Source organism: Cupriavidus sp., assembly GCF_057315035.1.
The window spans coordinates 24,768-46,822 of record NZ_DBHKYV010000051.1; the positions used below are offsets into that span (position 1 = coordinate 24,768).

The 22,055-nt window shown below is 64.4% G+C and carries 22 protein-coding genes; 17 read left to right on the plus strand and 5 right to left on the minus strand.

All coding sequences use genetic code 11. The annotated features are described in order from the left end of the window. Nucleotides 1-67: 67 nt before the first annotated feature. The 8 genes from cysT to aceA all read left to right on the plus strand — a co-directional run bounded on the left by cysT (nt 68) and on the right by aceA (nt 8,421). Nucleotides 68-1,006, plus strand: coding sequence for a sulfate ABC transporter permease subunit CysT (gene cysT, locus ACO550_RS35270; RefSeq protein WP_315597023.1), 939 nt, complete (start codon nt 68-70; stop codon nt 1,004-1,006). A 1-nt stretch (nt 1,007) separates the two neighbouring features. Further along, nucleotides 1,008-1,895, plus strand: coding sequence for a sulfate ABC transporter permease subunit CysW (gene cysW, locus ACO550_RS35275; RefSeq protein ID WP_315597022.1), 888 nt, complete (start codon nt 1,008-1,010; stop codon nt 1,893-1,895). Continuing rightward, the gene (locus tag ACO550_RS35280; protein ID WP_315597021.1) at nt 1,892-2,998 is read left to right on the plus strand and encodes a TOBE-like domain-containing protein; all 1,107 of its coding nucleotides are present in this window, start codon (nt 1,892-1,894) and stop codon (nt 2,996-2,998) included. Before cysW ends, ACO550_RS35280 begins: the two co-directional genes overlap by 4 nt. After that, complete coding sequence (locus tag ACO550_RS35285; RefSeq protein WP_315597020.1) at nt 2,995-3,942, plus strand: CysB family HTH-type transcriptional regulator; 948 nt, start codon at nt 2,995-2,997, stop codon at nt 3,940-3,942. Before ACO550_RS35280 ends, ACO550_RS35285 begins: the two co-directional genes overlap by 4 nt. A gap of 253 nt (nt 3,943-4,195) precedes the next feature. Next, nucleotides 4,196-5,356, plus strand: coding sequence for a histidine kinase (locus ACO550_RS35290; RefSeq protein ID WP_315597019.1), 1,161 nt, complete (start codon nt 4,196-4,198; stop codon nt 5,354-5,356). Between the two features lie 26 nt (nt 5,357-5,382). Next, a complete protein-coding gene (locus tag ACO550_RS35295; protein ID WP_315597018.1) occupies nt 5,383-6,201 on the plus strand; it encodes a LytTR family transcriptional regulator DNA-binding domain-containing protein in 819 nt (272 codons plus the stop codon). Nucleotides 6,202-6,264: 63 nt separating this feature from the next. After that, a complete protein-coding gene (locus tag ACO550_RS35300; protein WP_315597017.1) occupies nt 6,265-6,684 on the plus strand; it encodes a gamma-glutamylcyclotransferase in 420 nt (139 codons plus the stop codon). 441 nt (nt 6,685-7,125) lie between these two features. Further along, nucleotides 7,126-8,421: an isocitrate lyase gene (gene aceA / locus ACO550_RS35305; protein ID WP_315597016.1), complete on the plus strand. Its 1,296-nt coding sequence runs from the start codon at nt 7,126-7,128 to the stop codon at nt 8,419-8,421. 101 nt (nt 8,422-8,522) lie between these two features. Here the strand turns inward: aceA and ACO550_RS35310 are convergent, their stop codons facing one another. Both ACO550_RS35310 and ACO550_RS35315 read right to left on the minus strand, forming a co-directional pair. After that, complete coding sequence (locus ACO550_RS35310; protein ID WP_315597015.1) at nt 8,523-8,957, minus strand: universal stress protein; 435 nt, start codon at nt 8,955-8,957, stop codon at nt 8,523-8,525. A gap of 141 nt (nt 8,958-9,098) precedes the next feature. Continuing rightward, entirely contained in the window at nt 9,099-10,127 is a 1,029-nt protein-coding gene (locus ACO550_RS35315; protein ID WP_485995113.1) for a substrate binding domain-containing protein, read from the minus strand. Between the two features lie 93 nt (nt 10,128-10,220). Between ACO550_RS35315 and ACO550_RS35320 the strand changes: the two genes are divergently transcribed. Beyond that, the gene (locus ACO550_RS35320; protein WP_315597013.1) at nt 10,221-10,922 is read left to right on the plus strand and encodes a haloacid dehalogenase type II; all 702 of its coding nucleotides are present in this window, start codon (nt 10,221-10,223) and stop codon (nt 10,920-10,922) included. Nucleotides 10,923-10,971: 49 nt separating this feature from the next. Continuing rightward, nucleotides 10,972-12,555, plus strand: coding sequence for a malate synthase A (aceB, locus tag ACO550_RS35325; protein ID WP_315597012.1), 1,584 nt, complete (start codon nt 10,972-10,974; stop codon nt 12,553-12,555). Between the two features lie 56 nt (nt 12,556-12,611). Here aceB and ACO550_RS35330 read toward each other — a convergent pair whose 3' ends face one another. Next, the gene (locus tag ACO550_RS35330) at nt 12,612-13,022 is read right to left on the minus strand and encodes a VOC family protein (RefSeq protein WP_315597011.1); all 411 of its coding nucleotides are present in this window, start codon (nt 13,020-13,022) and stop codon (nt 12,612-12,614) included. A 207-nt stretch (nt 13,023-13,229) separates the two neighbouring features. Here ACO550_RS35330 and ACO550_RS35335 point away from each other — a divergent pair, with 207 nt between their 5' ends. Beyond that, entirely contained in the window at nt 13,230-13,700 is a 471-nt protein-coding gene (locus tag ACO550_RS35335) for an AtaL-like protein (RefSeq protein ID WP_315597010.1), read from the plus strand. Between the two features lie 119 nt (nt 13,701-13,819). Continuing rightward, complete coding sequence (locus ACO550_RS35340; RefSeq protein WP_315597049.1) at nt 13,820-15,235, plus strand: DHA2 family efflux MFS transporter permease subunit; 1,416 nt, start codon at nt 13,820-13,822, stop codon at nt 15,233-15,235. On the opposite strand, the gene ACO550_RS35345 is transcribed toward ACO550_RS35340, so the two are convergent. Continuing rightward, nucleotides 15,236-15,505 carry an acyl-CoA-binding protein gene (locus ACO550_RS35345; RefSeq protein WP_315597009.1) on the minus strand — a complete coding sequence of 90 codons (270 nt, stop codon included), beginning with the start codon at nt 15,503-15,505 and terminating at the stop codon, nt 15,236-15,238. 167 nt (nt 15,506-15,672) lie between these two features. Between ACO550_RS35345 and tsaB the strand changes: the two genes are divergently transcribed. From tsaB to ACO550_RS35365, 4 genes are read left to right on the plus strand one after another with little or no spacing between them, the layout of a single operon-like run. Beyond that, nucleotides 15,673-16,437: a tRNA (adenosine(37)-N6)-threonylcarbamoyltransferase complex dimerization subunit type 1 TsaB gene (gene tsaB / locus ACO550_RS35350; RefSeq protein WP_315597008.1), complete on the plus strand. Its 765-nt coding sequence runs from the start codon at nt 15,673-15,675 to the stop codon at nt 16,435-16,437. After that, entirely contained in the window at nt 16,434-16,985 is a 552-nt protein-coding gene (rimI, locus tag ACO550_RS35355; protein WP_315597007.1) for a ribosomal protein S18-alanine N-acetyltransferase, read from the plus strand. The genes tsaB and rimI overlap by 4 nt, the downstream gene beginning before the upstream one ends. Further along, nucleotides 16,982-17,959 (plus strand): uracil-DNA glycosylase, encoded by a 978-nt coding sequence (locus ACO550_RS35360; protein ID WP_315597006.1) that lies wholly within the window; start codon nt 16,982-16,984, stop codon nt 17,957-17,959. The genes rimI and ACO550_RS35360 overlap by 4 nt, the downstream gene beginning before the upstream one ends. Continuing rightward, complete coding sequence (locus ACO550_RS35365; RefSeq protein ID WP_485995114.1) at nt 17,934-19,049, plus strand: DUF1853 family protein; 1,116 nt, start codon at nt 17,934-17,936, stop codon at nt 19,047-19,049. The genes ACO550_RS35360 and ACO550_RS35365 overlap by 26 nt, the downstream gene beginning before the upstream one ends. A 95-nt stretch (nt 19,050-19,144) precedes the next feature. On the opposite strand, the gene lplT is transcribed toward ACO550_RS35365, so the two are convergent. Continuing rightward, complete coding sequence (gene lplT / locus ACO550_RS35370) at nt 19,145-20,464, minus strand: lysophospholipid transporter LplT (RefSeq protein WP_315597005.1); 1,320 nt, start codon at nt 20,462-20,464, stop codon at nt 19,145-19,147. Nucleotides 20,465-20,931: 467 nt separating this feature from the next. Here lplT and alr point away from each other — a divergent pair, with 467 nt between their 5' ends. Further along, entirely contained in the window at nt 20,932-22,047 is a 1,116-nt protein-coding gene (gene alr / locus ACO550_RS35375; RefSeq protein WP_315597004.1) for an alanine racemase, read from the plus strand. The last annotated feature ends 8 nt before the right edge of the window (nt 22,048-22,055 follow it).

Genomic DNA, 22,055 nt, shown 5'->3' on the forward strand with positions numbered 1-22,055 from the left:
GCGTATCTGCAAAATTTGTCTCGTACACCGGCGCCTTATGCGCCGGTTTCATAAAGACGAGACACGCATGCCTTCCACGATTTCCCTGGCGGACGCGCCCCCGCCGACGGCCGACGCCGCCCCACGGCGACCATTGCCCGCCAGCCAGCGCTTTACCGTGTTGCCGGGCTTCGGTCTGTCGCTGGGCTTCACGATCTTCTACCTGACGCTGATTGTCCTGATCCCGCTGTCGGCGGTGTTCCTGAAGACGTTCACGCTGAGCTGGGACGGCTTCTGGACGACCGTGAGCAACCCGCGCGTGGTGGCATCGCTGGAACTGAGCTTTGGCGCCTCGCTGGTCGCGGCCATCATCAATACCGTCTTCGGACTGATCGTGGCCTGGGTGCTGGTGCGCTACCGCTTCTTTGGCAAGCGGTTCATCGATGCGCTGGTCGACCTGCCGTTTGCCTTGCCCACCGCCGTGGCCGGTATCGCGCTGACGGCGCTGTTTGCCGGCAATGGCTGGATCGGCCGCTGGCTGGAACCGCACGGTATCAAGGTGGCTTTCACGCCGTTGGGGATCGTGGTGGCGCTGACCTTCATCGGCCTGCCGTTCGTGGTGCGCACGGTGCAACCGGTGCTCGAAGACGTGGAGCGTGAGCTCGAGGAAGCTGCCGCCAGCCTGGGTGCGTCGCGACTGCAGACGTTCTGGCGCGTGATCCTGCCGGCCATCCTGCCGGCGCTGCTGACCGGGTTTGCGTTGTCGTTTGCGCGGGCCACCGGCGAGTACGGCTCGGTGGTGTTTATCTCGGGCAACATGCCGATGGTTTCCGAAATTGCGCCGCTGATGATCTATTCGAAGCTGGAGCAGTACGACTACGCCGGTGCCACCGCCGTGGCCGTGGTGATGCTGGTGATCTCGTTCGCGCTGCTGTTGCTGATCAACCTGCTGCAAGCCTGGACGCGCCGCCACCAGACCGGTGCCCGCGCCGCGGCATTGCCCGATGCGAACCCGGAGGTGAACTGACATGGCCGGCGCAATTTCCCGTCTTGGCGCGCACGGCGCCGCGCATCCGCACGACGCCACCGGCGAATCGCCATGGGTGCGCTACACGCTGATCGGTGTGGCCGTGCTGTTTCTCGGGCTGTTCCTGTTCGTTCCGCTGGCTTCGGTGTTCTATGAAGCGTTGCGCAAGGGCGCCGACACTTACCTGGCGGCGCTGGTCGAGCCCGATGCCGTGGCGGCCATCCAGCTCACGCTGACCGTGGCGGCAATCGCGGTGCCGCTCAACCTGGTGTTTGGCGTGGCTGCGGCCTGGGCCATTGCCAAGTTCGATTTTCGCGGCAAGAACCTGCTGATCACGCTGATCGACCTGCCGTTCTCGGTGTCGCCGGTGATCTCGGGCCTGATCTACGTGCTGATGTTCGGCGCACAGGGCTGGTTCGGCCCGTGGCTCGAAGCGCATGACATCAAGATCATGTTCGCGGTGCCGGGCATCGTGCTGGCCACGATCTTCGTCACGTTCCCGTTCGTGGCGCGCGAGCTGATCCCGCTGATGCAGGCGCAGGGCAGCGAGGAAGAGGAGGCCGCGATCGTGCTGGGCGCATCGGGCTGGCAGACCTTCTGGCATGTCACGTTGCCGAATATCCGCTGGGGCCTGCTGTATGGCGTGATTCTCTGCAATGCGCGCGCAATGGGCGAATTCGGCGCCGTGTCGGTGGTGTCGGGCCATATCCGCGGCCTGACCAACACGATGCCGCTGCACGTGGAAATTCTTTACAACGAATACAACTTCGCGGCCGCGTTCGCGGTGGCGTCACTGCTGACGCTGCTGGCGCTGGTCACGCTCGGTATCAAGACGCTGGTCGAGATTCGCGCCAGCAAGGAACATGCAACGCAAGGGCAGCCATCATGAGCATTCAGGTTCGTAACGTGCACAAGCAGTTCGGCGACTTCGTGGCGCTCGATGACGTCTCGCTGGATTTCGCCGAAGGTGAACTGACCGCGCTGCTGGGGCCATCCGGCTGCGGCAAGACCACGCTGCTGCGAATCATCGCCGGCCTGGAACGTGCCGATGCGGGGCAGGTCGTGCTGGCCGGGCGCGATGCGTCGACGCAGCACGTGCGCCAGCGCAACGTGGGCTTCGTGTTCCAGCATTACGCGCTGTTCAAGCACATGACCGTGTTCGAGAACGTGGCCTTCGGCTTGCGCGTGAAGCCGCGCGCCGAGCGCCCGTCGGAAGAGAAGATCCGCGAGAAGGTGAAGTCGCTGCTCGAACTCGTGCAGCTCGACTGGTTGGGCGACCGCTACCCGACGCAACTGTCGGGCGGCCAGCGCCAGCGTATCGCACTGGCCCGCGCGCTGGCGGTGGAGCCGCGCGTGCTGCTGCTGGACGAGCCGTTTGGCGCGCTCGATGCCAAGGTGCGCAAGGAACTGCGCCGCTGGCTGCGCCGCCTGCATGACGAACTGCATGTGACCAGCGTGTTCGTCACGCACGACCAGGAAGAAGCGCTTGAAGTGGCCGACCAGGTGGTGCTGATGAACCGCGGCAGCGTGGAGCAGTTCGGCACCCCCGAAGCGGTCTACAACCACCCCGCCACGCCATTCGTATTCGGCTTCCTGGGCAATGTGAACCTGTTCCATGGCCGGCTTGAAGTGGGCGACAGCGGCGGCCTGCTGCATACCGGCGATTCGGTCCTGCCGGTGATTGGCAGCGGCCACGAGACGGCCGGCGACGCGGTGGCGTATGTGCGCCCGCATGACCTGGAACTGGAACGTTATGCACCGGGCACCGACGGTATCGCCGTGACACTGCGCCGTGCGCTGACGCTGGGTCCGGTGGCCCAGCTCGAACTGGAACGCGAAGACAACCAGGATGTGATCGAAGTGGCGCTGCCGCTCGAACGCTTCCGCCATCAGGGTTTCCGCGAAGGCGAACTGCTCGCGGTGCGTCCGCGCCAGTTGCGGGTCTTCAACCGGGGCCAGACAACTACACAAGAACAGGGGGCGGCACGATGAATTTCCAGCAACTGCGATCGATTCGCGAGGCGGTGCGCCGCCAGTTCAATCTGACCGAAGTGGCCAACGCGCTGTACACCTCGCAACCGGGCGTGTCGCGCCAGATCCGTGAGCTCGAGGAAGAACTCGGCGTGGAGATTTTCGAGCGCTACGGCAAGCGCCTGACCGGGCTGACCGAGCCGGGGCGTGAGATCGTCAGGATCGTCGAGCGTCTGTTGCTCGAGGCCGAGAACCTGCGCCAGGCCGGCGACGAGTTCGCGGGTCGCCATACCGGTCGCCTGACCGTGGCCACGACCCACACGCAGGCACGCTATGCGTTGCCGAAAGTCGTGCAAAGCTTCCGGCGCGAGTATCCGCACGTGACGCTGGCGCTGCAGGAAGCGTCGCCATCGCACATCGTTGAGCTGCTGCTGACGGGGCAGGCCGATATCGGTATCGCCACCGAGGCCGTGGCCAACGAGGCGGGGCTGACGTCGTTCGAGGCCTACAGCTGGCAGCACGTGATCGTGGTATCGCCCGAGCACCCGCTGACGCGGCTGCCCGAGCCCACGCTCGAAGACCTGAGCAACTTCCCGATCATCACCTACGACGCGGGTTTTACGGGCCGCCGCAAGATCGATGGCGCGTTTGCCGAGGCGGGGCTGCAGCCCGAAATCGTGCTGACCGCGATGGACGCCGACGTGATCAAGACCTATGCGGAACTCGATCTCGGCGTGGGCATCATTGCGTCGATGGCCTACGACGCACGCAAGGATGCCGGCCTGGTGCAGATCAAGGCCGACCATCTGTTCTCGCCCAACACCACCAGCGTGGCCGTGCGGCGTGGCGCCTACCTGCGTGGTTATGCGCATGCGTTCATCAACATGTTCGCCCCGCACCTGTCACGGGACACCGTGTCGACCGCACTGGCCGAGGCGTCGAGCCGACTGGCCGTGGCCGCCTGAGCGCCACTCAGACAGGACCGGGCCGGTTGTCAAACGCGCGTTCCAGCGCGCGTGGCCCCTTCCGGTCCGGGCCCTGAACCTCTCGCGCCGTCTGCCGCCGGTTCGTCGCACGACGCTTTCCTCCCGCGCCGGTCCGGCGTAAAGTGCCCTTCAACGCAGCTACCCGGGTCCGACCGAATGCCCGGGATGCTGCTTGTGCTGCAGTGCATCACAGATTTGCACGCGGATTGTGGAGCAGAAGGAGGGAGAACCCATGCGCATGTCATGCGCGGTGCCGTCGCGGCTCAATATTCTGGCGCGAGACCTGCTGTTCGTGGTCTGCATGAACACGGTCATCGCCGTCAGCCTCAACTATGGCTTCCAGACCGGCGGAACGCTGGTGCAGAACTTTGTCTACAGCCAGCTGATCGGGCTGTCGATCTGGATGCTGATCGACATTCCACGCGTGCTGATCTGGTGGAACGACCGTCCGCGCCGCTGGCCATTCATGTGCCTGGCCGTGGTGGCGGTGCCGCTGGGCGTGGTGCTGGGCAGCTGGGCCACGCGCGAACTGCTGAGCCTGCCCGAGAAGTCCGCCGCGGCCACTGGCGACATGCTGCGTATGTGCCTGATCGTCGGGATGCTGGCCTCGGCGAGCATGATCTATTTCTACTGGTCGCGCGAGAAACTCGCCTACCTCGAACGCCAGGCCGCGCTGGACGCCTTGCAGCGCGAGGAAGCCGAAAAGCAACTGGTGCGCGCCCAGTTGATGGCGCTGCAGGCGCAGATCGAGCCGCACTTCCTGTTCAATTCGCTGGCCAACCTCGATGGGCTGATTGCCACCGACCCGCGCGCGGCACGCCAGTTGCTGCAGCGCCTGATCGGTTTCCTGCGCATGTCGCTGTCGCACACACGCGCCGAGCATTGCACGCTGGCGCAGGAATTCGAACTGCTGCGCAGCTACCTCGACATCCAGGGCATGCGATTTGGCGCGCGGCTCGAGTACGAGATCGATTTGCCGCGGGCGCTGGCCGAGGCCGAGATTCCGCCGATGCTGATCCAGCCACTGGTGGAGAATGCCGTGACACACGGTATCGAACCCTGCATGCGCGGCGGCAAGATACTGCTTTCCGCACGTGAAACCGGCGATGGCAACCTGGAGGTCAGCATTACCGACACCGGGGTGGGCTTCTGCCAGGGTGGCAAGGGCGGTTCGGGTCTGGGCCTGACCCATGTACGCGAGCGACTGGCGCGCATCTTTGGAGCGGCGGCGTCGATGCAGATGGAAGAGAACACGCCACGCGGCGTGGTGGTACGGTTGACCTTGCCGCTGACGCGCAGCAATGATCCGACCTTCGCGCCAATGCACAGCAGCCCCGACCATCGCCCACCGGTACCTGCCACCACCGTTGCTGCCGCGATTTCACGCACCTGACCGCCAGCCCCTGGCATACGCCCCTCATGTCCCCAACCTTGCTGATCGCCGATGACGAGCTGCTGCTCGCACGCGTGCTCGAATCCGAACTGAAAGCCCTGTGGCCCGAGGCCACGATCGTCTCCGTGGTGCACGACGGCATGGCGGCGCTCGATGCTGCGCGCGAGCACCAGCCCGATGTGGCCTTTCTCGATATCCGCATGCCGGGCATGAGCGGCATGGACGTGGCGCGCGAGCTGATCGAATTCGACCGTCCGCCGCTGGTGGTATTTGTCACGGCCTATGATCAGTTCGCACTGGAAGCATTCGAGCGTGCGGCGGTCGACTATGTGCTCAAGCCGGTGCAGCACGAGCGGCTCGAAGCCACGGTGGCGCGGCTCAAGGCGCGCATGGAGCTCAAGACTGGCGAGGACGATGACGATGCGGAAGCCGATATCGGCACGATGGTCGACACCGACCGGCTCGCACAACTGCTGCAACGGCTCGAATCGCTTGAACGGCCGGCAGCGGCGCGGGGCCAGTACCTGCGCTTTATCAAGGCGCTGGTGGGGCAGGAGGTACGCATCATTCCCGTCGACGAGGTGGTCTACCTCGAGGCGACCGACAAGTACGTCAATGTGGTGGCCACCAGCGGCGCGGCCCTGATCCGCACCAGCCTGCGCGAACTGACCCAGCAGCTTGATCCGGACCGGTTCTGGCAGATCCATCGCGGTACCGTGGTCAATATCGATTGCGTGGCCAGTGCGGTGAACCAGTCGTTGGGACGCCTGTCGCTGAAACTGCGCGATCGCCCCGAGTCACTGCCGGTTGCCAGGCAGTATGCGCACCTGTTCAAGCAGATGTAGCGCAGCAAGACGCGCACGTAATCCACTACCATAGGCACTTTGCAAATGACGGGAATGCGCACGATGCTGCGAGTGTTTGTCTATGGCACGTTGCGTGCCGGCGAAGTCAACGATCTGAACCGTGCGGCCGAGCGTCACGGTATCGAGGCCCCGACGCTGGTCGGGACCGGCACCATCGCGGGCCGCCTGTATGACTTCGGCACGTATCCGGGCTTCGTACTGGACGCGGCGGCTGGCGCCGTGATCGGCGATATCTACGAGATTCCCGATGCCTTGCTGCCGGTGCTGGACGAGATCGAGGAAGTCTATCCGGGGCAGGCCACGCTGTTTGTTCGCGAATCCCGGCCGGTGATGCGCGATGGCGCGCCGCTGGACTGCCTGCTATACCCGGTAGCGGACAGCGCGGTGGCCGGGCTCGCACGCATCGACAGCGGTGACTGGGTGGCTTACCGCCAGGCACGCGATACCGCTGCGGCGGCCTGATCCCCCCGTTTTTCCCCGCTTCACCTCCCTCCTGTTTTTTCCCCGCCCGGTTTTCTTGTCGATGCGCCTTGGCTGCCAGCCAGGGCGCGGCTTCGTCTCGCCTGCTTCATGTTACCCCTGAGGCTGCCAATTTTTCACGATGCGGAATGTTGTTTTGATGCGCAAAAATCCTTGGGTGCGGGGCACAAGCGGCATTTCTCATGATGAAAGACCACGTGCCGTATCGTGAAATGAGCTGCGTAACTAGTTGAATTTGAATAATAAAAAAACCGTAATTCATTTACATTCGGCGCTTGTTGCGACGCGGCAGCCTTCTCTACACTCTTATATAAGACACATGACCTTGGCGCCAAAAAGCGGCGCTACGATGCCCCGGACACAGCGCCGGGCGGTGTCACAGATTTCCACGCCAAATCCGCAATAGTTATCGGGAGTGCGAACATGACGACGCGCCAACAACAGATCGACGCCCTGCAGAAGGACTGGGACACCAATCCGCGCTGGAAAGGCGTGCAGCGCAACTTCACCGCTGAAGACGTCGTGCGCCTGCGCGGTTCGGTTCACATCGAGCATTCGCTGGCCCGCCGCGGCGCCGAGAAGCTCTGGCATCTGCTCAATACCGAGCCGTTCGTCAACACGCTGGGCGCGCTGACCGGCAACCAGGCCATGCAACAGGTCAAGGCCGGGCTGAAGGCGATCTACCTGTCGGGCTGGCAAGTTGCCGGCGACGCGAACCTGGCCGGCGAGATGTATCCCGACCAGTCGCTGTATCCGGCCAACTCGGTGCCGATGGTCGTCAAGCGCATCAACAACACGTTCCAGCGTGCCGACCAGATCCAGTGGAGCGAAGGCACCGGCGATACCGACTTCTTCGCCCCGATCGTGGCCGATGCCGAAGCCGGTTTCGGCGGCGTGCTGAATGCGTTCGAACTGATGAAGTCGATGATCGAGGCGGGCGCCGCGGGCGTGCACTTCGAAGACCAGCTGGCTTCGGTCAAGAAGTGCGGCCATATGGGCGGCAAGGTGCTGGTGCCGACCCGCGAGGCGGTGGCCAAGCTGACCGCCGCACGTCTGGCTGCCGATGTGTCGGGCGTGCCGACCCTGGTGATTGCCCGTACCGATGCCGAAGCCGCCGACCTGCTGACCTCGGACGTCGATGAGCGCGACCAGCCGTTCCTGACCGGCGAGCGCACCGTGGAAGGTTTTTACCGTACCCGACCCGGCATCGAGCAATCGATTGCCCGTGCGCTGGCATATGCCGAAGTGGCCGACCTTGTATGGTGCGAAACCGGCAAGCCGGACCTGGAGTTTGCGAAGAAGTTTGCCGACGCCGTGCACGCCAAATTCCCGGGCAAGATGCTGGCCTACAACTGCTCGCCGTCGTTCAACTGGAAGAAGAACCTCGACGACGCCACGATTGCCAAGTTCCAGCGCGAACTCGGCGCCATGGGCTACAAGTTCCAGTTCATCACGCTGGCGGGCTTCCATTCGCTCAACTACTCGATGTTCAACCTGGCCTACGGCTACGCCCGCAACCAGATGTCGGCCTTCGTGGAGTTGCAGGAATCGGAATTCGCCGCTGCCGAGAAGGGCTTCACCGCCGTCAAGCACCAGCGCGAAGTGGGCACCGGTTACTTCGACGCCGTGACGCAGACCATCGAAGGCGGCCAGTCGTCGACGACCGCGCTCAAGGGCTCGACCGAAGACGAACAGTTCTTCGACAAGAAGGTGGCCTGAGCCTTCGGGTAGGGAAGGAAAATTCGGGGACGGCGCGCGACCATCGCGCCGTCAGTTTGGCACCGCGCCGCACGATCTGCGGCGCGGTTTTTTAAGGGCGCTTATCGATAGACGATTACTGGAATATCCGTATGCGTTAGGACCTTCTGGGTTTCGCTGCCTAGCAGCAGGCCCGAGAGGCCGCGTCGGCCGTGCGACGCCATGAAGATCACGTCGGCGCCATGACGCTCTGCCGCGTCGATGATGCCGAGGTATGGCACCGCGAAGGTGGTCATGTCCGCGTCGAACGGCAGGCCCGCGGCCACTGCGGCGGCCTCGATTTCCTTCAAGTACAGCCTGGCCTGGTTCTCGATACGTTCCTTGAACGCCTGCGGGGCCTCGACCACGATCTCGCTGAAGGGCGTATACGGATACTCCTCTAGACAGACGTAGGCGGTGACGCGTGCACCAATCACCTTGGCAAGTTCCAGGCCGCCATCAATGGCTTTCTTGGACAGCTCGGAACCGTCGGTGGGTAGCAGGATGTGCTTGAACATACCGGACCTCCTTTCACGAGTGGGGCAGGTGGCAGGCCGGACCTGCGCCTGTCTGACTTGATTGTAGTCAGTGTGCAGTCTGCGTCATTGCGAAATATCAAGGTTGTGCGATTGCGCACGGATTTGAACTGGTGAGTTGGATCAGGCAACCACGGCATGGACTTCGGCGGCAGCACTGCTCGGGGCCTGTTCCGCGCGGCGCCAGTAGGCCGGATTGCCATAGGTGTTCTTGAGATGGTCGATAAACAGGCGCACGCGCAGCGGCAGGTGTTTGCGCTGCGGGAATACGGCGTGGATGCCGATTGGCGGCGCCTGGAATTCGTCGAGCACGGTCACCAGGCGGCCGCTGACGATTTCCTGGCCGACTTCCCACCAGGAACGCCAGGCCAGGCCGTGGCCCTGCAGGCACCAGGCATGGAGCACGGCGCCGTCGGTGCACTCCATGGTGCCGCCCACCTTGACGGTGACGGTACGGTTGTCCTGCTGGAACACCCAGCCGCGCTGCACGTTGGCGCTGGCACCGAAGGCCAGGCAGTTGTGGCGCGCCAGGTCTTCGGGAAGTTGCGGCGTGCCGGCACGCGCCAGGTATTCGGGCGAGGCCACCACGACGCGGCGGTTCTCGGCCAGGCGGATCGAGACCAGGCTCGAATCGGGCAGGTCGCCAAGGCGGATCGCGCAGTCGAAGCCCTCGTTGACGAGGTCGACCACGCGATCGGAAAGATCGAGCGTGAGCGTCACGTCGGGGTGGGATTCAATGAACAGTGGTACCAGTGGTGCCACATGCTTGCGGCCAAAGCCGGCGGGTGCCGTGATACGCAGGTGGCCGCTGGCCTTGACGCCGCCGGCGGAGACGCTGGCTTCGGCATTGTGGAGGTCGTTGAGGATGCGCTGGCAGTCTTCCAGGAACGCGGAGCCTTCGAACGTCAACGTGATCTTGCGCGTGGTGCGCACCAGCAACTTGACGCCGAGGCGCTCTTCCAGTGCGTCGATGCGGCGCCCGATGATGGCCGGTGCGACACCTTCGGCGGCAGCGGCGGCGGACAGGCTGCCACGTGATGCGACCGATACAAAAGTCTCCAGTTGCTTGAAGTGGTCCACGGATGTTCGCTTGTCTGTACACAAGTCTTGATGAGAATGGCCAAGATTAGTAGTGCAAAAGTAAAAGATCAAGTGACCGTGTGCGGCTTTGCCGCACTGCAACGTCTCTCTACAATTCGATGCATTCAATCGTGTACAGGTCCATTCAGTCTCTGGCGTGCTTAGATGAACAAGATTCGCGCAGTCGTTTTCGATGCCTACGGCACGCTGTTCGACGTGTACTCGGTCACCGCGCGTGCGGAGCAACTGTTCCCTGGAAAGGGCGAGGCGCTGGCGCTGCTGTGGCGCGAACGGCAGATCGACTACACGCGGCTGCGTTCGCTGGCGGCGCCCGACGGCGCCCGCTACAAGCCGTTCTGGGACATCACGATCGACGCGCTGCGCTATGCGGCGGAGCGTCTGGCGCTGAAGCTGGACGACACCACGCAGGCGCAGCTGCTCAAGGAGTACGCATGCCTGTCGGCGTTTCCGGAGAACCTGGGCGCGCTCAAGCGGCTGCGCCGCGCGGAACTGCCGCTGGGCATCCTGTCGAACGGCAATCCGGAAATGCTCGACATCGCGGTCAAGAGCGCCGGCATGCATGGATTGTTCGACCACGTGCTGTCGGTGGATGCCGTGAAACAGTACAAGACGGCACCGGCAGCCTACGCACTGGGTCCGCAAGCGTTCAATGTGCCGGCAAGCGAGATCCTGTTTGTCTCGTCGAATTGCTGGGACGCGTGCGGGGCCACCTGGTATGGCTACACCACTTTCTGGATCAACCGTGCCGGGCATCCGGTGGAGCGCCTCGACGTGGCGCCCACCGGTACCGGGCATGACATGAACGACCTGCTCGCGTTCGTGGCCGCATCTGGCGCCACGGTCTGACGCGTCAGGCTACCCCTCAACACACCATCGCACCTACAGGAGAAGACTGATGGCTATCACGCTGCCCTCGGGCATGAAGATTACCGGCGAGATCCTGCCGGCATACGAAGACATCCTCACGCCGGAAGCCCTGGCCCTGGTCGACAAGCTGCATCGCGCCTTCGAGCCGCGCCGCCAGGAACTGCTGGCCGCGCGCGTGGAACGCGCCAAGCGCCTGGACGCCGGCGAGATCCCCGACTTCCTGCCCGAAACGAAGAGTGTCCGTGAAGGCGACTGGAAGGTAGCCCCGGTGCCCAAGGCGCTGGAATGCCGCCGCGTGGAAATCACCGGCCCGGTCGAAGCCAAGATGGTGATCAACGCCTTCAATTCGGGCGCTGACAGCTACATGACCGACTTCGAGGACTCCAACACCCCGAACTGGCACAACCAGTTGCAGGGTCAGGTGAACCTGAAGGCCGCGGTGCGCCGCACGCTGACGCTGGACAGCAACGGCAAGCACTACAAGCTCAACGACAAGATCGCCACGCTGCAGGTGCGTCCGCGCGGCTGGCACCTTGACGAAAAGCACGTCACGATCGACGGCAAGCGTGTGTCGGGCGGCATCTTCGATTTCGCGCTGTTCCTGTTCCATAACGCCAAGGAGCAGATCGCTCGCGGCGATGGCCCGTTCTTCTACCTGCCGAAGATGGAAAGCCATCTGGAAGCGCGCCTGTGGAACGATGTCTTCGTGATGGCGCAGAAGGAAGTGGGCCTGCCGCAAGGCACGGTCAAGGCCACGGTGCTGATCGAGACGATCCTGGCCGCGTTCGAAATGGAAGAAATCCTGTACGAACTGCGTGACCACAGCGCTGGCCTGAACGCCGGCCGCTGGGACTACATCTTCTCGTGCATCAAGAAGTTCAAGGTGGACAAGAACTTCTGCCTGGCCGACCGCGCCAAGGTGACGATGACCGCGCCGTTCATGCGTTCGTACGCGCTGCTGCTGCTGAAGACCTGCCACAAGCGCGGCGCGCCCGCCATTGGCGGCATGAGCGCGCTGATCCCGATCAAGAACGATCCGGAAAAGAACGCCATCGCCATGGAAGGCATCATCAGCGACAAGCGCCGTGACGCTACCGATGGCTACGATGGCGGCTGGGTGGCCCACCCGGGCCTGGTGGAGCCGGCAATGAAGGAATTCGTGGCCGTGCTGGGCGACAAGCCCAACCAGTTCGGCAAGCAACGTCCGGATGTGGAAGTGAAGGGCGCCGACCTGCTCGATTTCAAGCCGGAAGCCCCGATCACCGAGCACGGCCTGCGCATGAACATCAACGTCGGCATCCACTACCTGGGTTCCTGGCTGGCCGGCAACGGTTGCGTGCCGATCCACAACCTGATGGAAGACGCCGCTACCGCCGAGATCTCGCGCTCGCAGGTGTGGCAATGGATCCGCTCGCCGAAGGGCAAGCTCGAAGACGGCCGCAAGGTAACCGCCGAACTCGTGCGCGCGCTGATTCCGGAAGAACTGGCCAAGGTCAAGGAAGTGGCGGGCAACGGCGCAACCTATGACCGTGCTGCGCAGATTTTCGAGCAGATGTCGACTTCGGAAGACTTTGCCGAATTCCTGACGCTGCCGCTGTACGAGGAAGTCTGAGGGTAGATGCTGTCTTGCTCCCCTCGCCCGCATGGCGGGCGAGGGGAGCCGTGTCTTCAGCTTTGGTTGGGCATTCCGTACCCTTCGCCCTTCCACTCGATGAAACACAGGCCGTGCCCGAACGGGTCCGACAGCATGGCCTGGCGGCCCCAGTCGAACTCGCGTGGCCAGTCCTCCAGTTCGGCGCCTGCCTCGAGCGCCCGCTCGATGGCCGGTTCCAGTGCCTCGACCACGAAATCGAGATGCACCGGGGTCCAATGCCTGGCGTAGTCGCGCCGGGAATCAGTTCGCGTGGTCGCCACCGTCCCGGGTGCCTTGGCCAGCAGATAGATCGGTGCACAGGCACCGTGCAATTCGGCCACCGTGCCGTCGAACAGCCTGCGGCCGAGCCGCAACCCCAATCCTGCCTCATAGAAGCCGATGCCACGTTCCAGGTCATCGACGTCGATGTTTATTAACAACTCCATGCCTGCCTCCTGAGCGTTCGTCCGGCGTGTGCGCTGCGCAGCCGCTCCTGACGACTCCTGACGCTGGCTGGACACCGGGCAGGCATTGTGCGCCCGCGCTCCTGACAGCCGCTGTCAGGAGTGATGTGGAGTAGCCCACCCGAAACGGCCGACAACGACTGGCCCGGAGGGCTCATAATATGGCCATTCATGATTGGGAGATTCAAGTTGCGCTTCGAACACCTGGTGGAAATCAATGACCCAGGCAGCCCCGCACTGGAACCGCTGACCGCGGAACAACTCTGGCAGGGGCTTGTTTTGCGGGCGGAGTCGCCCGAGCTGTTCGTGCTCGGGCTGGATCGCGCCGAGATCGTCGAGCGCGGCGATGGCTGGATCGGGCGCGTGCTGCATTTCGGCAAGGCCAGTGTGCGGGATCGCGTGGTCTACGAACCGCGCAGCGCCGTGCGCTATGAAACCGCCGCCACGGCCGAGCATGCTGGCGGCACGTTGTCGATGATCATCGAGACACCTACGCCCAGCGCGCTGCTGGTGCGCTTCATCTACGAGACCACGTTGCCAAACGTTGACGAGACCGGCGACGACCGCTATGCGGAAATCGTCAAGTCCGCCTATCACGAGGCGGACCTCGACACCGTGCGCAAGATCCGCGAAATCGCTGCCACGGGGCAGCTCGGGTGAACCGCCCGTCCACTGCGCCGGCACGTACCGGTAGCGGGGATTCTCAGGGAGGAGGCGGCTCGGGCGGATCCGGGCCGAACGACCCGTCCGGCAAGCGGGGCGGGCCCACGCGCGCGGAGTTGCGGGCGCGTTATGGTGACCGGCTGCGCTGGCTGATCCTGGTCACGCTGATGCTCGGGACGATGTCGTCGATCATGTCGTCGACGATCGTCAACGTGGCCATTCCGGACCTGAGCCGCCATTTTGCATTGGGCCAGGAGCGCGCCCAGTGGGTGGCGGCCAGCTTCATGATTGCCATGACGCTGTCGATGCTGCTCACCCCGTGGCTGCTGAACCGCTACGGCCTGCGGCGTACCTTTATAGGCGCGCTGGTGCTGCTCGGTTCCGGTGGCCTGATCGGCGGCTTCTCCCCAACCTTTGGCGTGATGCTGGCCATGCGAGCGGCCGAGGGTGTTGCCGCGGGCATCATGCAGCCGCTACCCAATATCTTCATCCTGCGCGTGTTCGAAGAGCGCGAGCAGGGCAAGGCGCTGTCGCTGTTCGGATTCGGGGTGGTGCTGGCGCCGGCCATCGGGCCGAGCCTCGGCGGTTTTCTGGTCGAACTGTTTGGCTGGCGCTCGATCTTCTTTGTGGTGGTGCCGCTGACCCTGGCCGGGCTGTGGATGGCGCGTCGCTACATGGCGGTGGATTCGGCCATGATGGGCGAGCGCAAGCCGTTGGACTGGCGCGGCCTGGCGCTGGTGGGCGTGGCCACGGTAAGCCTGCTCAACGGACTGGTGGAGATGCGCAACAGCGTGGGCGAAGGGCTCGGGCTGGCAGCCTTCGGCGTGGTCATGCTGGCGGGCTTCGTGGCCTGGCAACTGCGCGCGCCCGACCCGCTGATGAACTTGCGCTTGTACAGCTATCGGCAATTTTCGGCTGGCGCGATCGTGGCGTTCATCTATGGGGCAGGCTTGTTTGGTTCCACCTATCTGCTGCCGGTCTATATGCAGATGGCGCTGGCCTATACGCCGTCGGCGGCCGGCATCGTGCTGATGCCGGCGGGTATCGCGCTGGCCGTGACGATCGCCGTGGCGGGCCGCCTGACCAATCGCATCCCGCCGCACCGGCTGGTGTCATTCGGACTGGCGCTGCTGGCGGGGTCATTCCTGCTGATGGCCACCGGGTCGATGGCCACACCATACCTGCTGCTGGTGTTGTACGCGGTAATCGGGCGGATCGGACTTGGCTGCGTCCTGCCGTCGCTGACGCTGGGTTCGATGCGGGGCATCGATTTCTCGCTGATCGCACAAGGTTCCAGTTGCATCAATTTCCTGCGGCAACTGGGCGGGGCGATTGGCGTGAGCCTGGCCGGCGTGGGCTTGCAGTGGCGCCTGGCCGAGCACGGCGCGGTGCTGGGCCAGGGCGGCGATGCGGCGGCACAGGCCGCGCGCATCCATGCGTTCGATGAAACGTTCCTGGCCGTGGGCGTGGTGATCGCCACGGCCATCCTGGCCGCGTGGCGGATTCGCCCGCGGCCGGTGCCGCAAGGCTGATCAGCTGGCGTTGCCCGCCAGCAGGTCGCCTACCAGTTCGATGTACTTCTGCCTGGCGTCGTCCTGGCTGGTGCCCTTGAGCGCCTCCCAGGCTTCGAACTTGTAGCGGCCGACGAAATCCGTCATGCCGGGCTTGTCGCCATGGGCATCGCCCTCCGCTCCCTGCTTGTACAGCGCATAGAGGCGCAGCAGCGTCATGTTGTTGGGGCGTTCGGACAGTGTCTTGACGTCGATTTGAGCCTGGTCGAAACGGGCCTGCAGGTCGCTCATGGTGTCTCCGGGGTGGCAAGTCGATAACAGTGCCGATGATACGCGGCACACTGGTCCGTTTCGGTGCAAAAAAACCGAGGAAGCTTTCGGTTGCACTGCCGCTGCAAGGGCGTGGTGCGTGCCGTTGCCAATACAGCTTTGCCCCGGCAACGGATACAATCGCTGCCATGTCCTGGATTCTTGCTGTCGAGACCTCCACTGAGTGGTGTTCCGTCGCACTCGGCCGCGCCGGCCCTGATGGCGCCATCGAGTGTTTCTCCCGCCATGAGCACACGGGCGCGCGTTCGTCGTCGCGTGTGCTGCCCGCCGCCGGCGAAGTACTGGCCGAAGCCGGTATTCGCCTGTCGGACTGTGCCGCCGTTGCGTTTGGCGCTGGCCCTGGTTCGTTTACCGGCCTGCGCACCGCGTGCGGCGTGGCGCAGGGCCTCGCGTTCGGCGCCGAACTGCCTGTCATTCCCGTCAACGTGCTGATGGCATGCGCCGAAAGTGCGCGTGCCGGCACGCCTGCGCTGCCGCCCGGTACCTCGGTACTGGTCGCGCTCGATGCGCGCATGGATCAGGCCTATGCCGCCACGTTCCGCTGGGATGCTGCCGCGGGCGAATGGCTGATGGACGTTGCCATGCACGTTGATGCGCCCGAAGCCATTGCCGCGCCTGAGGGCGATTTCTGGCTGGCCGGTAATGCCGCAACGGTTTTCGGGGAACGCCTGGCCGTCGCGGCACGCGCCGCGCGCGTAATACCCGAAGCCATGCCCGATGCCCGCGCCATGGTGACGATCGGCCTGCGCGCGCTGGCGCGGGGCGAGACTGTCAATGCCGCCGATGCAATGCCGATCTACGTACGCGACAAGGTCGCCCAGACCATTGTCGAGCGTGAAGCAGTGGCGGCCGCCAAGGCGGCAGCGCTGGCTGCACAGGGAGATGCCGCATGAGCGCCGCGTTGATGCCGGAATCGTCCGAGCGCCCCGAGTGGCCGGCGGTACCGGTGATGCCGGTGCTACCGCGCGGCTGGGCGCTCGACCATATGAGCGCACTCGACCTGCAGGCCGTGGCCGAGATCGAGCAACGTGCCTATAGCCATCCGTGGACACGTGGCAATTTTGAGAACTCACTCAAGGCCGGACATTTTGGCCTGACGCTGCGCGATCCGTCGGCCGCGCTGGTCGGGTACGCGATGCTGATGCCCGTGGTCGACGAGATGCATCTGCTCAATATCACGGTCGAGCCGTTGCTGCAGCGTCGTGGCTATGGGCGGCTGATGCTGGCCATCGCGCTGGCCACCTCGCATGCCCATCGCCTGCATACGATGCTGCTCGAGGTTCGGCCGTCGAATCTGGGCGCGCTCGCGTTGTACGTCGAAGCCGGGTTTGCCGAGATTGGCCGCCGCAAGGGGTACTACCCGGCCACGGCGCTGGGGCGCGAGGACGCGCTGGTGCTACGCCGGGTCTGGCCGGCAACCGATGGCGGAGATCCGCAATGAGCCGTCGCGCGATGTTTCTCGAGGTGCTGGGCATCCCGGCCGAGTGGGTGCCGCGCCATGCCCTGGCGGTCGAGGTTGCCGCGCAGGCCGATGCGGTCGCCGTGGTCGACCAGCCGGTCGCCCTGGTCCAGGACGTGGCTGAAGTCGCTGAAGTCGCTGAAGTCGCCGAGATTGCCGAGGTTGCCGTTGAAGCGCCGAGGATCATCGATGCGCCGGCGGCCCGGGCCGACCAACCGGTCGAGGTCATCGCCGAGCCCGATGCGCAAGCCGTTGCACAAGCGGATCTTGCGGATCTGACCGATCTGGCGGAAACCGTCGAGGCGTTCGATGCGCCCGATCCGGGGCGTCCGGCAGCGCCGGTGCCGGTGCGGCCAGTGGAGCAGGCCGGTCGCGAGGCCGCGATCGCGGAGATGGCGTGGCCGGTGCTTGCCGACAGCGTGGCCGCCTGCACGGCCTGTGGCCTGTGCAACACGCGCACCAATACCGTGTTCGGCGTGGGTGACCAGCAGGCCGAATGGATGCTGGTTGGCGAAGCCCCAGGCGAGAATGAAGACCTGCAGGGCGAGCCATTCGTCGGCCAGGCAGGAAAGCTGCTCGACAACATGCTCGGCGCGCTCGGACTGGCGCGCGGCCGCAATGTCTATATCGCCAACGTGCTCAAGTGCCGTCCGCCGGGCAACCGCAATCCCGAGCCCGACGAGGTGGCGCAGTGCGAGCCCTACCTGAAGCGCCAGATCGCGCTGCTCAAGCCGAAGGTGATCGTGGTGCTGGGCCGCTTTGCGGCGCAGTCACTGCTGCGCTCGACCACCCCGATCGGCAAGCTGCGGGGCACGGTGCATACCTACGAAGGCATTCCTGTCGTAGTGACGTATCACCCGGCATACCTGCTGCGCACGCTGACCGACAAGGCGCGTGCGTGGGAAGACCTGTGCCTGGCCCGTGAGGTACATGATCGTGCGGGAGCTCAAGCCTGATCCCGCGCAACCCATTGCACCGGGTGGCTCCGCGCTGACCGGTGCGGACGCGCATCCGCCGCTGCCGCCGCCGCATTTGCCACTGTGGCGCGGCGCGGCCTCCCAGCGCACGCGCGATCTGGCCTGGTGTTCACTGTCGCCGATGTTGCTGTCGCGGTTGCCCGACGAGTACCAGGCAGGCGCGGCGCGACTGGCCCGCTGGCCCACTGGGACGCGTAACGCGTGGCAGGCATGGCTGGCGCAGGCCGATCCGGCACTGCTTCCCGAGACCATCGCCGAACTGAGCGGCCATCCCGATCCTACCGGTAGCCGCAGCCTGCGGCTCGGCCGGCACGCCGAGCGACTGCTCCACTTTGCCTTGCAGCATGGCACCGGCATCGAACTGCTGGCTGCCAATGTGCCGATCCGGCGCGCCAATGGCCATGGCATCCAGACGCTCGGCGAACTCGATGTGGTCTGGCGCGATCCTGCCACGGCCGAAACGGTGCATTGGGAAATGGCGGCCAAGTTCTACCTGATGGTCGAAGGCACGGTGGATCGCCGCGCGTTTGTCGGTCCGAACCTCGTTGACCGGCTGGGCGACAAGCTCGACCACATCGTGCGCCGGCAGTTGCCGCTGGGCCGTACCGCCGAGGCACAGGCCATCGTTGGCCAGGCGGTGCATCGTAGCGAGGTCTATCTGCTGGGCTGGCTGTTCTATCGCGACGGCGTGGTGCCGGCGGGACTCGACGCGCTCGGGATTGCGCCCGACCACCAGCATGGCTGGTGGTCGACGCTCGACGCGTGGTCGGCGTGGGCCGTCGAGCATGAAAAGCAAGGCGTGCGCTGGTGCCGGCTGCCGCGCGTGGACTGGCTTTCGGGGGCACGCGTTGATGAGGCGGATACGGAGTGCGCCGCCGCACTGGGCGAAACCCTGCGGCAGCGCTTTACCGATCCGCACCAGGCATGGCGGCGCGAGGCGCCGGTCATGATCTGCGAACTGGAACCGGCGGGTGCCGCCGAGCCCGGCATCTGGATCGAGCGTTCACGCGGCTTCGTGGTGCCACCGGGATGGGAATCGAAGGCCCATGCCCGGGCGGCCGAACCCTAGTCAGCCGAACCTGAAGCCCCCTGGAAAGGAAAAAGCCGCCCGGTAATCAGGCGGCTTTTTCTTTTCTTTACGGTAAGTCGCAATTGCGACCCTGGTCAGTGGTGCTTGTCTTCGCCGATCATCGCCAGCGAGTTGTAGAGCTTTACGTTGTGCTTGTGCAAGCGCATGACCAACAGCATGGTCGCCACGATGAACAGGCCTAGCGCGACGATGACAAAGCCGATCGGAATGTTGAGCTTGATCAGCAGTGCGTACAGGCACAGCATCAGCAGCACCGAAACATTCTCGTTGAAGTTTTGCACGGCGATCGAATGGCCGGCCGACAACAGCACATGGCCGCGATGCTGTAGCAGGGCGTTCATCGGTACCACGAAATACCCGGACATCGCCCCCACGATCATCAGGAACACATAGGCAATGGCCATGTACAGCGGCATGTGCATGCCCATTACGTCGAGCATGACAGCGGGGATGGTGTCCTTGGTGTAGAACGCCATCAGCATCACGGTCGCGCCCATGGCCACGCCGAACGGCAGCACGGACAGCGACTTGCGCAGCGGAATGCGCGCGGCGGCCGCGATGGCGCCCACGGCCACGCCTACGGCCACTACGGCCTGCAGCAGCGCACCCTGGGACAGGTTCAGGCCGAGCGACTTTTCCGCCCACTTGAGCACGATGAACTGCAGCGTGGCGCCCACGCCCCAGAACAGCGTGGTCACGGCCAGGGAAATCTGGCCCAGCTTGTCGCGCCACAGCGCGATAAAGCAGTCACCGAATTCGGCAATCAGCTTGATCGGGTTCTTTTCCTGCTGGGGATAGCGCGCGCCGGTCTCAGGGATGAACACGTTGAACAGCGCCGCAATGAAATAGAACAGCATGATCACCACCATCGCCGCTTCGGCGGGGGTATTGATGCCGGTATCGACATAGGGCAGGTCGAAGCGCAACAGGATCGTCGACAGATGGACCGAGATCAATGCGCCGCCCACGACCGTGCCCAGGATGATCGAGCCAACGGTCAGGCCCTCGATCCAGCCATTGGCCATGACCAGTTTTTCCGGGGGGAGCAGTTCGGTCAGGATGCCGTACTTGGCCGGCGAGTAGGCCGCGGCGCCAAAGCCGACGATGCCATAGGCCAGTAGCGGGTGCAGCCCGAACATCATGATGGCGCAGCCGGCGATCTTGATCGCATTGGTGATCAGCATCACCTTGCCCTTGGGCATGGAGTCGGCGAATGCGCCCACGAATGCGGCAAGCACCACATACGACAAGACAAAGAACAGCTTGAGCAGTGGGGTCATCCACTGCGGGGAATGCAATTCGGTGAGAAGGGCAATGGCCGCGATAAGCAGGGCATTGTCGGCCAGCGACGAAAAGAACTGCGCGGCCATGATCGTGTAGAAACCCTTCTTCATACCTTGGACTCTGTCTCCATCGCGGATGTCCGTGTGGACGGGCAAGAGCGAGCCGGCGGGTAGCGTCGCGGCTTGCGCGGAACCTGTAGCGCCGGCTCTGTCAAACTGGGGCGGGTGCGCAACTTTAGCGCGCCTTGCGGCTTGCCTGACCGTCATTGACATATTGCTTCTCTTTTAAAACATGGCCGTAGCGTCCGGCTTTATATCACGAAACCACGACATTTCAGCACACTGGCGGACGCGCATTGGACAGTACATGCCCGTATGGATTCCCGGAATCTTCTTGCGGATGTGGTCAAATATCGTCTGCGCGGGATGGCATCGCCCGATTGCGCAGGCAATTTTCCGAAATGCCTGCCGCCGCACAGTACGTGCCATCTCAACGCCCGAATCCAGTGGGCTGCCGACCGGGTCTTCCCGCATCTGGTGCAAGACGCGTTCGGTAGCCCACGTCAGTTGTCATATCCATGCCTAGACCCATTCACGCCGTCATCCACCAGCCCGCGCTGGCCAACAACCTGGACGTGGTGCGCCGCCATGCGCCGGACGCCCGCGTCTGGGCCGTGGTCAAGGCCAATGCCTACGGCCACGGCATCCGCCGCGCCTTTGCCGGCCTGAAGGCCGCCGACGGGTTCGGACTTCTGGACCTCAACGAGGCCGTGCTGCTGCGCGAACTTGGCTGGCAGGGACCGATCCTGCTTCTAGAGGGATTCTTCCAGCCGCAGGACGTTCCCCTGCTCGAGCAATACCGCCTGACCACCGCCATCCATTGCGAAGAGCAGTTGCGCATGCTGGAGATTGCCCGGCCCAAGGGGCCGCTGGCCATCCAGCTCAAGCTCAACACCGGCATGAACCGGTTGGGCTTCCGCCCCGAGCAGTACCGAACGGCCTGGGAACGGGCCCGGACCATGCCGTGCGTGGGCAGTATCGTCCACATGACGCATTTTTCCGATGCCGACAGCCCGCGCGGCATTGCGCACCAGATCGAAGCGTTCGACGCCGCCACAGCCAACTTGCCAGGCGAGGCCACGCTGTCGAATTCGGCCGCGGTGCTCTGGCATCCGTCGGCGCACCGTAACTGGGTGCGTCCCGGCGTGATCCTGTACGGCGCCTCGCCAACCGGGCTGTCTGCCGATATCGCCACTACCGGGTTGCAGCCGGCCATGTCGCTGCACAGTGAACTGATTGGTGTCCAGGACCTGCAGCCTGGCGATACGGTTGGCTACGGTTCGATGTTTACGGCCGACCGCCCGATGCGTATCGGTGTGGTGGCCTGCGGCTATGCCGACGGCTACCCGCGCCACGCGGCCGGATGGGGCGACAAGCGCGCGCCGGTGCTGGTCGATGGCGTGCGTACCGAGCTGGTGGGCCGCGTGTCGATGGACATGATCTGTGTGGACCTGACGCCATGCCCGAAAGCCCGGGTCGGTTCGCCGGTCACGCTCTGGGGCCACGGCTTGCCGATCGATGACGTGGCCGCGGCCAGCGGTACGGTTGGTTATGAACTCATGTGCGCACTGGCTCCGCGTGTACCGACCACGGTTGCCACGCTGACCACCGCGGACCCCGTGGTCTCGGCCTGACCTGCCTG